14 protein-coding genes are annotated in these 13,621 nt (G+C 60.7%); 2 read left to right on the top strand and 12 right to left on the bottom strand.

Features of this window, described 5'->3' with window-relative positions; all coding sequences use genetic code 11:
• Nucleotides 1-62: 62 nt before the first annotated feature.
• The 8 genes from murB to NK667_RS03460 all read right to left on the bottom strand — a co-directional run bounded on the left by murB (nucleotide 63) and on the right by NK667_RS03460 (nucleotide 6,909).
• The gene (murB, locus tag NK667_RS03495) at nucleotides 63-1,082 is read right to left on the bottom strand and encodes a UDP-N-acetylmuramate dehydrogenase (RefSeq protein WP_054613854.1); all 1,020 of its coding nucleotides are present in this window, start codon (nucleotides 1,080-1,082) and stop codon (nucleotides 63-65) included.
• Nucleotides 1,079-1,543, bottom strand: a complete 465-nt coding sequence (locus NK667_RS03490) for a low molecular weight protein-tyrosine-phosphatase (RefSeq protein ID WP_054613853.1) — start codon at nucleotides 1,541-1,543, stop codon at nucleotides 1,079-1,081. The genes murB and NK667_RS03490 overlap by 4 nt, the downstream gene beginning before the upstream one ends.
• Nucleotides 1,543-2,307, bottom strand: a complete 765-nt coding sequence (gene kdsB / locus NK667_RS03485; protein WP_054051747.1) for a 3-deoxy-manno-octulosonate cytidylyltransferase — start codon at nucleotides 2,305-2,307, stop codon at nucleotides 1,543-1,545. Before kdsB ends, NK667_RS03490 begins: the two co-directional genes overlap by 1 nt.
• Nucleotides 2,304-2,489, bottom strand: a complete 186-nt coding sequence (locus NK667_RS03480) for a Trm112 family protein (protein WP_007945752.1) — start codon at nucleotides 2,487-2,489, stop codon at nucleotides 2,304-2,306. Before NK667_RS03480 ends, kdsB begins: the two co-directional genes overlap by 4 nt.
• A 25-nt stretch (nucleotides 2,490-2,514) precedes the next feature.
• Nucleotides 2,515-3,525, bottom strand: coding sequence for a tetraacyldisaccharide 4'-kinase (lpxK, locus tag NK667_RS03475; protein WP_054613852.1), 1,011 nt, complete (start codon nucleotides 3,523-3,525; stop codon nucleotides 2,515-2,517).
• Nucleotides 3,525-3,953 carry an ExbD/TolR family protein gene (locus NK667_RS03470; RefSeq protein WP_054051743.1) on the bottom strand — a complete coding sequence of 143 codons (429 nt, stop codon included), beginning with the start codon at nucleotides 3,951-3,953 and terminating at the stop codon, nucleotides 3,525-3,527. The genes lpxK and NK667_RS03470 overlap by 1 nt, the downstream gene beginning before the upstream one ends.
• Nucleotides 3,950-4,588 (bottom strand): MotA/TolQ/ExbB proton channel family protein, encoded by a 639-nt coding sequence (locus NK667_RS03465; protein WP_054051742.1) that lies wholly within the window; start codon nucleotides 4,586-4,588, stop codon nucleotides 3,950-3,952. The genes NK667_RS03470 and NK667_RS03465 overlap by 4 nt, the downstream gene beginning before the upstream one ends.
• Before the next feature lie 86 nt (nucleotides 4,589-4,674).
• Nucleotides 4,675-6,909 (bottom strand): DNA internalization-related competence protein ComEC/Rec2, encoded by a 2,235-nt coding sequence (locus NK667_RS03460; protein WP_054613851.1) that lies wholly within the window; start codon nucleotides 6,907-6,909, stop codon nucleotides 4,675-4,677.
• Between the two features lie 136 nt (nucleotides 6,910-7,045).
• Here NK667_RS03460 and NK667_RS03455 point away from each other — a divergent pair, with 136 nt between their 5' ends.
• Nucleotides 7,046-7,561, top strand: a complete 516-nt coding sequence (locus NK667_RS03455; RefSeq protein WP_054613850.1) for a DUF2062 domain-containing protein — start codon at nucleotides 7,046-7,048, stop codon at nucleotides 7,559-7,561.
• Nucleotides 7,562-7,718: 157 nt separating this feature from the next.
• Here the strand turns inward: NK667_RS03455 and NK667_RS03450 are convergent, their stop codons facing one another.
• The 4 genes from NK667_RS03450 to NK667_RS03435 form a co-directional block, all read right to left on the bottom strand.
• The gene (locus NK667_RS03450; protein WP_054051736.1) at nucleotides 7,719-8,498 is read right to left on the bottom strand and encodes an ABC transporter permease; all 780 of its coding nucleotides are present in this window, start codon (nucleotides 8,496-8,498) and stop codon (nucleotides 7,719-7,721) included.
• Complete coding sequence (locus tag NK667_RS03445) at nucleotides 8,495-9,427, bottom strand: ABC transporter ATP-binding protein (RefSeq protein WP_054051734.1); 933 nt, start codon at nucleotides 9,425-9,427, stop codon at nucleotides 8,495-8,497. The genes NK667_RS03450 and NK667_RS03445 overlap by 4 nt, the downstream gene beginning before the upstream one ends.
• A 132-nt stretch (nucleotides 9,428-9,559) precedes the next feature.
• On the bottom strand, nucleotides 9,560-10,183 hold the full coding sequence (locus tag NK667_RS03440; protein ID WP_054613849.1) for a glutathione S-transferase family protein: 624 nt from the start codon (nucleotides 10,181-10,183) through the stop codon (nucleotides 9,560-9,562).
• Nucleotides 10,184-10,226: 43 nt separating this feature from the next.
• Nucleotides 10,227-10,886 carry a transglutaminase-like domain-containing protein gene (locus tag NK667_RS03435; RefSeq protein ID WP_054613848.1) on the bottom strand — a complete coding sequence of 220 codons (660 nt, stop codon included), beginning with the start codon at nucleotides 10,884-10,886 and terminating at the stop codon, nucleotides 10,227-10,229.
• Between the two features lie 248 nt (nucleotides 10,887-11,134).
• On the opposite strand from NK667_RS03435, the gene NK667_RS03430 reads away from it, so the two are divergent.
• Entirely contained in the window at nucleotides 11,135-13,582 is a 2,448-nt protein-coding gene (locus NK667_RS03430; RefSeq protein WP_054613847.1) for an acyl-CoA dehydrogenase, read from the top strand.
• Nucleotides 13,583-13,621 lie beyond the last annotated feature (39 nt).

The following is a 13,621-nucleotide window of genomic DNA, read 5'->3' as shown; positions in this document are numbered from 1 at the left end:
AAAAAGCCCTGCACAATTGAAGTTGTGCAGGGCTTCGAAATTCGCCTGTTTAAAGCGTAGCTTCAATATCGATTGGGTTCCATTTCCAGCTCGACGCTGAAGCGTTGCGCAATGTCTTTCTGGATCCGTTGCGCCAAATCCAGTAACTGCAAACCGGTCGCGCCACCGTAGTTGACTAGCACCAGTGCCTGCAATTTATGCACGCCAGCATCAGCCTCACGGAAACCTTTCCAGCCAGCCTTCTCGATCAACCAGCCCGCCGCCAGTTTCATTTGCCCGTCTGCTTGCGCGTAGGCCACCAGATCCGGGTATTCAAGCTTGAGCCGAGTCACCAGTGCCGCTGGCACCAACGGGTTCTTGAAGAAGCTGCCGGCATTGCCGAGCACGGCCGGGTCCGGGAGTTTTTCGCTGCGGATGCTGCAAATCGCCTGGCTGACATCGGTCGGCGTCGGGTGGTCGATGCCCTGCTCGGTCAGGCGCTGACGCACCGGGCCGTATTCCAGATGCAGGTGCGCAGTGCGATTCAGGGTGAAGCGGACCCGCAGGATCAACCAACGCCCCGGCTGCTGTTTGAACAGGCTGTCGCGGTAGGCGAAATTGCATTCTTCCAGGCTGAAATCCCGCAGCTCGCCGGTCTGGCGATCCAGCGCGGTAAGGCCAGCGAACACGTCCTTGATCTCGACGCCGTAGGCGCCGATGTTTTGCATCGGTGCCGCGCCAACAGTGCCTGGAATCAGGCTGAGGTTTTCCAGCCCCGACAAGCCTTGGGCCAAGGTGTGTTGCACGAACGGATGCCAAGGTTCGCCGGCCTCGGCTTCGATCACCACCTGACTGCCATCATCGCTCAACACACGAATGCCGCGCGTGGCCATGCGCAGCACCAACGCCTGGATATCCGCGGTCAGCAGCAAATTGCTGCCACCGCCGATTACCAACAGCGGCAAGGCGTGGGAAGCGGCATAGGCCAGGGCTTCGCGAACTTCGGCGTCGTTATGGGCTTCGGCAAACAGCTGCGCTCGAACGTCCACGCCAAAACTGTTGAACGGTTTGAGGGAAACCCCGGGGTGTACCTGCAAACTCATAACCGTCCCTTCAACTCGATCACCAGCAAATCACTGGCGCGCTCAATCAAATCCAGCACTTGCTCAAAGCCTTGGTCGCCGTCGTAGTACGGGTCCGGCACTTCGTCGATTTCCGACTGATAGCGTCGCAGGAACAGGTCCAGCTCAGCCTTGCCCTTGGCCGGTTGCAGGGCCTTGAGGTTGCGCAGGTTGCTGTTGTCCATGGCCAGGATCAGGTCATACGTGGCGAAATCCGCACGGCTGACTTGCTGGGCACGCTGGGCCGACAAGTCGTAACCGCGCAACTTGGCTGCGGCCTGGCTGCGCTTGTCCGGGGCCTTGCCGACGTGCCAGTCACCGGTGCCGGCGGAGGCCACTTCGACTTGATCGGCCAGACCGGCCTCACGCAATTTATGCCGCAACACGCCTTCGGCCGTGGGCGAACGGCAGATGTTGCCCAGGCAGACGAACAGAACCCGCATCAGGCCTCCAGCAGGCGACGAACGCGCTCGAGGTCTTCGACGGTGTCGACGCCGGTCGGCGGTGCGATCAACGCATCGGCAACGTGAATCCGCACGCCGTGCCACAGGGCGCGCAGTTGTTCCAGGGATTCGGTGTTTTCCAGCCAGCACGGGCCCCAGCTGACGAAGTCATGCAGGAAACCGGCGCGGTAGGCATAGATGCCGATATGGCGACGATATGGCACGCCTTGCGGCATTTGCTCGCGAGTCTTGGCAAATGCGTCTCGGGCCCATGGCAGCGTGGCGCGGCTGAAGGTCAGCGCCAGGCCATTGAGGTCGCTGACGACCTTGACCACGTTGGGATTGAACAGGGTTTCCACATCCTCGATCGGCTCGGCCAACGTGGCCATGCGCGCTTCGGTGTGGGCGGCCAGGTTGGCGGCGACCTGATCGATCACGCTCGGCGGGATCAGCGGCTCGTCACCCTGGACGTTGACCACGATCGCGTCGGGCGCCAGGCCCAATTTCGTCGCCACTTCGGCCAAACGATCGGTGCCGGAGTTGTGATCTTCACGGGTCAGCACCACTTCGGCGCCAAAGCCTTTGCAGGCTTCGACGATGCGCGCATCGTCCGTAGCGACCACCACGCGCTGGGCGCTGCTTTTGCTCGCCTGTTCCCAGACGTGCTGGATCATCGGCTTGCCGGCGATCAGCAGCAGCGGTTTGCCCGGCAAGCGGGTGGAGGCGTAACGCGATGGAATGACAACGGTAAAGGCTGTGGTCATTTATCCAGGCGCTCGTCGGTGGTCAGGGTGCGCGCTTCGGTTTCGAGCATTACCGGGATGCCGTCGCGAATCGGGTACGCCAGGCCGGCGCCCTTGCTGATCAGCTCGGTCTTGTCGGCACTGAGCTTGAGCGGGCCTTTGCAGACCGGGCAAGCGAGGATATCGAGCAATTTGGTGTCCATGAGCATTCCCTGGATAAAAACGGTTTTAAGGCAAAAGACGATTCGGCAACAAGCGCATCAGCTGCGTATCGAACCAGGCCACGAAGGCCGGCGAAGGCACAGCATCGACTGCCAGGTACCACCAGTCGGCAGCGGCAAAGGCACGGCACTTCACCGCATCCTTTTCGGTCATCACCAACGGCAATGACGGTGTGAAATTCAAGGCCTGCACGCTGTATTCGGCGTGGTCGGCGAACCCATGGGGGATTGGCTGCCAGTGTAGCGTTTCGAGGGTGTTGAAGAAACGCTGGGGATTGCCGATCCCAGCCACCGCGTGCAGCGCCTGGCCTGGGGGGAAATGGTCGAGCTGCTTGCGTTCGCCGCTTTTCAGATTGATCAAGGCGGTGGGTTGCAGTTGAAAGGCAAAACCGTCGTCGCGGTCATCGGTGGCGCCGTTATAGAGCACCGCGTCGACACTTTGCAGACGCTCGATCGGTTCGCGCAACGGCCCGGCGGGCAGGCAACGTTTATTGCCCAGGCCACGGGCGGCGTCAATCAGCACCAGCTCCAGATCCCGGGCCAATCGATAATGCTGCATACCGTCGTCGGACAGGATCAGGTCCAGCGGTTCACTCGCCAGCAAGGCTTTGACCGCACTGCTGCGGTCCGGGTCGATCATCAAGGGCACGCCGGTGCGCTGCACGATCAGCAACGGCTCGTCACCGGCGATGTCGGCGCCTTGATCAGCCTCGACCCGCCACGGCAGGTGCGGCGGCTTGGCGCCATAACCCCGACTGACCACGCCGACCCGCAAACCACTGCGCTGGCAGTGCTCGATCATCCACAGGATCATCGGCGTCTTGCCGGTGCCGCCGACAGTGATATTGCCGACCACGATCAGCGGCACCGGTGGCTGATAGATCTCACCCTCACCCGCGAGAAAGCGATTGCGCTTGCCGATGATCACCCGCCGATACAGCCATTCCAGCGGCTGCAACAGCTTCAGGGCCGGATGACCGGCATACCACGCGGCGAGCAATCGATCGGACATGGCCATCAGTGCGTCGGCGCTGCCTCGACGGTGGTCATGCGCAGATGGCTGAAACCGAGCTTGCCGGCGGCGTCCATGGCGGTGATGACGGATTGATGCTGGGTCTTGCCGTCGGCGGTGATGGACAGCGGCAAGTTGGTGTCGCCGTTGGATTCTTTCTGCAACGCGTCCATCAGGCTGCTCAGGTCATTCTTCGGCAACAACTGGTTGTTGACCGAAAACACCCCTTCGGCGTTGATGGCGATGTCCAGTTGCTTGACCTGCTGGTCTTCAGCCGGCGAACCGCTGACCGCTTCCGGCAGCTCGACGCGCAATTGGGTTTCGCGAGTGAAGGTAGTGGTCACAACGAAAAACAGCAGCAGGACAAACACCACGTCGATCAGCGACACGAGGTTGATGTCCACATTCTCCCGTTGCTTGCGGCGGAATTTCACGCTTTTTTGCCCTCGGACAGGTCCACGTCACGGTCGCCCTGCACCACTTCAACCAGCTTGATGGCTTCCTGCTCCATCCCCACCACCAGCTCATCGATGCGCCGTTGCAGGAACCGGTGGAAGAATACCGACGGGATACCGACGATCAGGCCCGAAGCCGTGGTGATCAAGGCTTTGGAAATACCGCCGGCCAGCACGGCCGCGTTGGTGGTCATGCCCGTGCCCATGAACGAGCTGAAGATATCGATCATGCCCAGCACCGTCCCCAGCAACCCGAGCAACGGGGCCATGGCGGCGATGGTGCCCAGGGCGTTGATGTAACGCTCCAGTTCGTGGATGACCCGGGCAGCGGCCTCTTCGATGCACTCTTTCATGATCTCGCGACCATGCTTGGAGTTGGCCAGGCCTGCCGCGAGGATTTCGCCCAACGGCGAGTTGGCGCGCAGTTCCTTGAGTTTTTCTTTATTGAGCTGTTTGTCTTTGATCCAGACCCAGACTTGCCCGAGCAAATGCTCCGGGGTGACTCGGCTGGCACGCAGGGTCCACAGACGCTCGGCGACGATCGCCATGGCCACGATGGAACTCAAAATGATCGGCAGCATCATCCAGCCGCCGGATTTGACCAATTCCCACACAGTGACAGTCCCCTCGAAAAAGTGCGCCACTCTAACATAGGGGGTCGGCGCACCGAAGACCGGGATGTCGCATCCCGTCCGGCCAGTTATTTATTCAGCGCAGGCACATCGCGCCAGAAGCGCCGTTGTTGACGCATCGTTCGCGGTGGTTTGAAGCTGCCCAGTTGCAGACGGACGGCGCCGTGCTCGGCGCTGTCATAGATGTGCAAGCCCCGTTTGCGATACCGCGCCATGACCGTCGGATGGGGATGCCCGAAAGAGTTGCCGTGACCGCGCGAGATCAGCACCGCTTTGGGTTGCAGCGTGGTGAGCAGTGCCATGGATGACGAACTGCGACTGCCGTGGTGTGGCGCCGCCAGCCAATCGGTGGGCACCGCCAATGGGCTGTCCAGGAGCGCGCGTTCGGCGTGGGTATCGATGTCGCCGGTCAGCAGCAGGCGTTCACCATTGGCTTCGATTTGCAAGACGCAGGATTTCTGATTGCTTTCGCTGGCCGCCGACCATTGCCAGAGCCGGAAGGTCACGCCATCCCAGGTCCATTGCTGGCCACTTTCGCAGCCCTCGGCCTGTAACTCTGTTGGCAGCGCCAGCGGATCGCCACTGATCACCCGCGCTACTTTCAGTCCCTGTGAGACGGCTCGCGCACCACCAGCGTGGTCGGCGTCGGCGTGACTGAGCAGCATCAGATCGACTCCGTTCACCCCGAGTTTGCGCAATGCCGGCAGAACCACCCGTTCACCGAGGTCGAAATCACCGAAACGCGGGCCGGCGTCGTACAGCAGCGTGTGCTGGCGAGTGCGCACCAGGATTGCCAAACCCTGGCCGACATCCAGTTGCCAGATCTCGGCCCAGCCTTCGGGCACCTCTTCGCGCGGTGGAAATGCCAGCAGCAATAGCATCGGCCAGCCCAATGGGCGCAACGGAACGCCGCGTGGCATTAATAGAAGAAAGGCGCCCAATGCGCCGATAGCCCCGATCCATGGCGGCACTGCCACCGGCACCCACGCGGGCAACTGATTCGCCATGAGTGCCAGGCCCTTGAACAGCAAATCGATCAGCCCGCCGGCCAACCACAGCAACCCTTCCCCCACGTAAGGCACCGGCAACAGCAATGTCCCGAGCAAGGCTGGCGGCAAGACCACCAGACTGATCCACGGCACCGCGAGCAGATTAACCAGCGGTCCACTCACGCTGATGGGCAACCCCAACATCAGCAGCAGCGGGCACAGGCCGATTGCAATCAGCCATTGGGCGCGGGTCCAGGTTTGCCACCAGCGCCAAGGGCCCAACCGACCGCCGAAAGTGAAAATCAACACCGCCACCGCCGCAAAGGACAGCCAGAATCCGGGCTGCAGACTCGCGAGCGGGTCCAGCAACAAGACGCCATCCAGCGCCAGCAACAACGGCCACCAAGCGCCGAGATGACGAAAGCGCAGCCGCCACAACAGCACCAGGCCAATCATCACGCAGGCCCGGCGCACCGGTACTTCGAAACCGGCCAGCAGCCCATAACCGAGCGCCGCAGCGAATGCCAGCCCACACGCCCACGGCAACCAGGGCCAACGCACCGGCCACAGGCCATATCGGGCGAGCCCGGCGATCAGCAAATACACCAAACCCGCGAGCAAACCGATGTGCTGCCCGGAAATCACCAGCAGGTGCACGGTGCCGGTGTCTTGCAGCACCTGCCAGTCCTCGCGGCTCAACCCGGTGCCATCGCCCAGCACCAACGCCGCCAGCGCTCCGGCTCGCCCTTGGGCATCGACACTTAGCAAACGCTGGCGAATACCGTCGCGCCAGGCCCAGCGGGCGGATGACAGGCGCTGGCCATCCTTGACCGTGCCGGTCGCGCCGATGCCTTGTGCCAGCAGCCAGGCGTCGTAATCGAAAGCGTGGGGATTGAGCAGGCCGGTCGGGCGCTTCAACTTCACCGCCATCCGCCAGCGTTCGCCGCTATTGACCGGCGGCCCTCCGTACCAGGCCAGGCGCATCAGCGGCGGCACAGATCCGTGTCGCGAACGCGCGTCTGCCAATTCGAAACGCAGCACTTTCTCGCTGCTCTGCGGCAAACCCACCACTCGACCTTCGACCCAGCGGGTTTCACCGTCCAGATTCGCTGGCAGTCGATCGTCCAGCGCCGATTGCGCCTGTCCACAGGCCCAACTGAAGCCAAACAGAAAAAATGCCAACGGATACGTGGGAAAGGGCAGCAACATCAAACCCACCACCGGCAGCAACAACCATAACCAGACCGGCGGTAACACCGGTAAAAAACGCAACGCCAATAACCCGAGCGCCAGCGCCACCATCCCTGTGCGCATAAGCCCGTCCTTGAGAGTTCCCTCGTTAGGCATAGACGACCCGGCGCACGGACGTCGTTATCAATTGTCACAAAGTCTGAATGGGTCGCTAATAGAATCCAGACATACTTGCCGCCTGAACCGACCGAGAAGCCTTATGCCCCGGCGCTTATTCAAACGCTACATGCCAGACCCGACCAGCATCAAGGAACACAAATCCTTACGCTTTCTCGGCACCCTGCTGCATGACCCGAACCTTTGGCACCTCAACCGCCACTCGGTAGCCCGGGCGATGGCCGTCGGCCTGTTCGCGGCGTTTCTGCCGATTCCGCTGCAAATGCTGGTGGCTGCGGTGCTCGCGATCATGGTGCGCGGCAACATGCCGATCGCGGTGAGCCTGGTCTGGCTGACCAACCCGATCACCATGCCCGCCGTGTTCTTCTGTACTTACCAGACCGGCGCCTGGCTGATGGATGTGCCGGCCCGGCATCTGCCCGACGAACTGACCTGGGAGTGGATAAGCGGCGAACTCTCGACCTTGTGGCAGCCATTTTTGCTGGGGTCGGTGGTGGTGGGTTTGGTGTTGGGCGCCCTCGCCTATTGCGCAACCATGATGTATTGGCGTTGGTGGGTGGCGCGGCAATGGGCGCGGCGCAAGAAGAACCGGATGTGAGAATGCAAAACGGCCTCCAATTTTGGAGGCCGTTTTTTATAGAGTTGTCTGGGCTGACGCTATCGCGAGCAAGCTCGCTCCCACAGGGGTTTTGTGTCGTTCACAAGTCCAATGTGGGAGCGAGCTTGCTCGCGATTTCAGGCGACGCGGTCCCGAATCAGGTACGCATCCCGCGCCCACTCACCAGCAACCGCGCACAACCGATGTACAACGCCACGGTCGCCACCAGCATGAAGGTAATCGCCACGCTGATCTTGATGTCCGAAACGCCAAGGATGCCGTAACGGAAGGCGTTGACCATGTGCAGCACCGGGTTGGCCAGGGACACGGTCTGCCAGAACGGTGGCAGCAACGAGATCGAGTAGAACACCCCGCCCAGGTACGTCAGCGGTGTCAGCACGAAGGTCGGGATGATCGAGATGTCATCGAAGTTGCGCGCAAACACCGCGTTGATGAAGCCCAGCAGCGAGAAGATCGTCGCCGTCAGCACCACCACCAAAATGGTCACACCCAGGTGATGCACCTGCAAATCGGTGAAGAACAGCGACAGGATCGTCACGATCACCCCGACCATCAGCCCGCGCAGCACGCCGCCCAGGGTGTAGCCGATCAGAATCGTATGCGGCGACACCGGCGAGACCATCAATTCCTCGATGGAACGCTGGAACTTGCTGCCGAAGAAACTCGACACCACGTTGCCGTAGGAGTTGGTGATCACCGACATCATGATCAGCCCCGGCACGATGTACTCCATGTAGGTGAAGCCACCCATGCCGCCAATCTGCTTGCCGATCAGATTGCCGAAGATCACGAAGTACAAAACCATGGTGATTGCCGGCGGCAGCAGGGTCTGCGGCCAGATCCGGGTAAAGCGCTTCACTTCGCGGTAAACGATGGTATTGAGGGCGACGAGGTTGGGTTGCAGCTCGGAACTCATACCGCCACCTTCGACAGATTTTTCTCCACCAGGGACACGAACAACTCCTCGAGGCGATTGGTTTTGTTACGCAGGCTCAGCACTTCAATGTTCTGCTGCGCCAACTGGGTAAACAGCGCGGTGATGCCCATGGCCTTGTCCACCTGGACTTCCAGGGTGTGGCCGTCGATCAGCCGGGTCGGGTAACCGAGTAACTGCGGCACCACGTTGAGCGTGTTCTTGGTGTCGAGCAGGAAGGTTTCCACATGCAGTTGGCTGAGCAGTTGCTTCATGCTGGTGTTCTCGACGATGGTGCCGTGGTCGATGATCCCGATGTTGCGGCACAACTGTTCAGCCTCTTCCAGATAGTGCGTGGTGAGGATGATCGTGATGCCTTTCTGATTCAGCTCGGTGAGGAAGGTCCACATCGAGCGACGCAATTCGATGTCCACCCCCGCCGTCGGTTCGTCGAGGATCAACAGGCGCGGTTCGTGAACCAGCGCGCGGGCGATCATCAGGCGACGCTTCATGCCGCCGGACAGTGAGCGAGACGGCACATCGCGTTTGTCCCACAGGCCCAGTTGCGTCAGGTATTGCTCGGCGCGTTCTTTGGCGATTTTCGGCGGGATGCCGTAATAACCAGCCTGGGTCACGACGATGTCGAAAGTCTTTTCAAACTGGTTGAAGTTGAATTCCTGCGGCACCACGCCGATGGAGCGCTTGAGCTGCGCAGGATTCTTGTCCAGGTCATGGCCGAAGATATTCACCGTGCCCGTGGTCTTATTCACCAGGGTCGAAAGAATGCCGATGGTCGTGGATTTGCCGGCGCCGTTAGGGCCGAGCAAGGCGAAAAAGTCACCTTCAGCGACGTCCAGATCGATACCACTCAGGGCCTGGAAACCGTTGCCGTAGGTTTTGGTTAGCTGCCGGATGGACAGAGCGGAACTCATATCGGGATACGCACCAAGAAGGGAGGAAAGGAATAAATAAGGGCGGGCGGCGATCAATACAACCACGGCGCATGAGGGCAATGGTGCTTGTCGCCGCCACACAAGTACAGTCAAGTGTGTCGATAGTGAGTATTAAGTCAACGCGGTCATGACGGCTTTTTGATACGCCGGACGCTGTTTCAATCGCGCGTACCAGGCTTGCAGATGCGGTTGCGGCGCGCGCTCGATCGGCATCTCGAACCAGGCATAAATGAAGCTGCCCAGAGGAATGTCGCCCATGCCGATTTCATCGCCGGACAGGTACGGCTTCAGCGCCAGCGCCTGATCGACCATCGACAGCAGGCCATCGCACTCTTTGATCGCCGCATTGATAGCGGTCCAGTCCTGCTGCTCTTTCGGGGTGCGCACCACGCCCCAGAACACCGTGCGGAACGGGCTGGCAAAACTTGAGCTGGTCCAGTCCATCCACTTATCGGCAGACGCCCGGGCCTGGATGTCGCGCGGATACCAAGCCGTGTCGCTGGCGTGGCGAGCCATCAGGTAACGCACGATGGCGTTGGATTCCCACAGTACGAAGCCGTCGTCCTGAATCACCGGCACGCGGCCATTGGGATTCATCGCACGGTATTCCGGCGTGTCCACCACCCCGAACGCTCCACCGGCATCGATGGCCTCATAGGCCAGGCCCAGTTCCTCGGCGGCCCACAGTGGTTTCCTGACATTCGACGAGTTTTTCCGACCCCATATCTTCAGCATGACTGCCTCTTCTTGGATGAATGCGCAGGCAGCATACGCCGGATCAGGCGCGACTCAAATCACTCTGCATGTCCCCCAACAACACGGGCAGTTGCTCGCCGAACAGATGCGGATAGCATTTTTCCAGGTGTTCGAAAAAGAACGCTTCAGGCACATCAGGAAACTGGCCGTGGTCCACCAGGTATTCCATCAGTTGCTCGCCGTCGCGGTTGAAGGGATGGAAAACGCTGTCGTTCAGCCCATCGAATTCCAGCGGCGCGACATTGAATAATTCGCACAAACCTTGATTGAACGCCGGAGTGGCCTTGACCCAGCGTTCGTTCAGGTACAGCTCGGTATAACCGTGCATAGCGAACACGTCACTCTTGAGCAGCTCCAGCAGACGCGGGGTCGACAGGTGATTGCGCACGTCCGCCAGGCCGATGCGCGCCGCAATCCCGCAATGCCGGGCACATGCCGCCAGCAACGTGGCCTTGGGCACGCAATAACTTTCGCCGGCCGCCAGCGCGTAACTGCCGCGCAAGGTGTCTGGGTCGCGACTGAAGGTGTAAGGGTTGTAGCGCACGGCCTCACGCACCGCGTAATACAGATTGATCGCCTGCTCGCACGGATCGCGACTGACACCGCGATGTTTTTCGGCGAACTCCACCACCGCAGGGTGGTCACTATCGATGAAGCGGCCGGGATTCAGATACTCGTGCATGAGGGCGATCTCCTGGGGGAGCCTCGAGTCTAACGACACCTTCAGCACAGAGATAACGACGATTCGGCCAAACATGGGCGCTTTGCCGCTCACCTTGCGAACGATTTCCGAGGCCTGATGCCAACAGGTCTTACAAAACCCATCCAAGGTTTCCCACGATTTCTATCCATTGCTCTGACCACCCGATTTTGCGGATGCCGTCTAAGCTCTGAAAGTTGGTTTTGCCCTGGCTTCACGGAGGATTAAATATGCTGTTGTTGTGGATACTGGTTCTGATCGTTGGAATAGCTTATTTGGCCCATCGCCGCATCGCCCCGCTGCCTGCCTTGGGCATCGTTGCGGTGTACGTGGTGGCGATGGGCGCGTTCAGCCATGCGCCGGGTTGGCTGTTGCTGCTTCTCTGGGTCTTGATCGCGGCGGTCGCAGCGCCATTGTTGCTGCCTGACCTGCGCCGCAAATTCTTCAGCGCGCCGCTGTTCAGCTGGTTCCAGAAAACCCTGCCGCCGATGTCGCAAACCGAACGCGATGCCATCGACGCCGGCACGGTCTGGTGGGACGGCGAACTGTTCAGTGGTCGTCCGGACTGGGACAAATTGCTGTCCTATCCAAAAGCGCAGTTGAGCGAAGAGGAACAGGCCTTTATCGACGGCCCGACCGAAGAACTCTGTGCCATGGTCAGTGACTGGCAGATCGGCCAGGACATGGACCTGCCGCCCGAAGCCTGGGCGCATATCAAGGAAAACGGCTTCTTCGCCCTCATCATCCCCAAAGAGTTCGGTGGCAAAGGCTTCTCCGCCTATGCCCACTCCCAGGTTGCGATGAAACTGGCGACCCGCAGCGGCGACCTCGCCTCCACCGTGATGGTCCCCAACTCACTCGGCCCGGCCGAACTGTTGCTGCATTACGGCACCGACGAACAACGCAACCATTACCTGCCACGGCTGGCTCGCGGCGATGACATTCCGTGCTTCGCCTTGACCGGTCCGTTGGCCGGTTCCGATGCCGGCGCGATGCCCGACACCGGGGTCATCTGCAAAGGCGAATGGGAAGGTCAGGAAACCCTGGGCCTGCGCCTGAACTGGGAAAAACGCTACATCACCCTCGGCCCGGTGGCCACTCTGCTCGGCCTGGCCTTCAAGGCCTATGACCCGGATCATTTGCTCGGTGACAAGGAAGACCTGGGCATCAGCCTGGCACTGATCCCGACCGACACCGCCGGGGTTGAAATCGGCCGTCGTCACCTGCCGCTTGGCGCCGCGTTCATGAACGGCCCGAACTCCGGCAAGGACGTGTTCATTCCGCTGGACTTCCTCATCGGCGGCCAGGAAATGCTCGGCAAGGGCTGGATGATGCTGATGAACTGCCTGTCGGTGGGGCGTTCGATTTCCCTGCCTGCAGTCGGCACCGGCGCGGCGAAGTTCACCAGTCTGGTGACCGGCCAGTACGCTCAGGTGCGCGAGCAATTCAACGTACCGCTGTCGGCCTTCGAAGGTATTCAGGAAGCCATGGCGCGTATCGGCGGCAATGCCTGGATGATGGACGCCGCACGGATGCTGACCGCTAATGCGGTAGACCTTGGCGAAAAACCGTCAGTGCTGTCGGCAATTCTCAAATACCACCTGACCGAACGCGGCCGCGAGTGCATCAGCCACGCCATGGATGTGCATGGCGGCAAGGCGATCATCATGGGACCCAACAACTACCTGGGTCGCAGCTGGAATGGCGCGCCGATCTTCATCACCGTGGAAGGCGCGAACATTCTCTCGCGCAACCTGATGATCTTCGGCCAGGGCGCGATCCGTTGCCATCCGTTCGTGCTCAAGGAAATGGCCCTCGCCGGTCGTGAAGACAAGGATCAGGCACTCACCGAGTTCGATGGCCTGTTGCTCAAGCACATCGGTTTCGCCGTGAGCAACGCCGCCAGTACGCTGGTGTTGAACCTCGGTTTCGGGCACTTCGAACACGCGCCGGGCAACAAGCTCAGCCAGGGTTACTTCCGCGCCCTGAATCGTCAGGCCGCCGCGTTCGCGATGCTCGCCGACCTGAGCATGATGTTGCTGGGCGGCGAACTGAAACGCCGTGAACGCCTGTCGGCGCGTCTGGGGGATGTGCTCAGCAACATGTACCTGGCCTCCGCCGCGCTCAAGCGTTACCACGATCTCGATTCACCGGATCACATGGCACCGCTGTTTATCTGGGCCATGGAAGAGAGCCTGGGCCAGTCCGAGCGCGCACTGGATGAACTGCTGAGCAACTTCCCGAACAAGGTGCTGGGTTGCCTGCTGCGGGTGATCGTGTTCCCGTTCGGTCGTCGCCACAAAGGGCCGTCGGACAAACTCGGTGCCGAAGTGGCAGCGGTGATTGGCCGGGCCAAGGGCGATCCGACTCTCGAAGAGTTGCTCGGCGGTTGCTACCGTCCGCAATCGGCCGACGACGCCGTCGGCGCCCTGCAACATGCCTGCAACCTGCTGAACGCAGCACAACCGTTGCAGAAAAAGCTGCATGTGGCGCTCAAAAGCGGCCAGGTCAAACCGGCCGCCGGGGAACATGCCATCGACGCGGCGCTGGAAGCCGGGGTCTTGCAACCGGGTGAAGCGCAAACCCTGCGTGACGCCGAAGTGGCGCGACGCAAAGTGATCGATGTCGATGATTTCCACAAAGAGGAGCTTATGCTGGAGGAGGGAAAAGTCCGCTGATCCAGCCATCGATGTAAAAATGGGCGCGGGAGCTTTATA

It is taken from the genome of Pseudomonas nunensis, assembly GCF_024296925.1.
Classification (GTDB): Bacteria; Pseudomonadota; Gammaproteobacteria; order Pseudomonadales; family Pseudomonadaceae; genus Aquipseudomonas; species Aquipseudomonas nunensis.
This window is presented reverse-complemented; position numbering and strand designations above follow the sequence as displayed.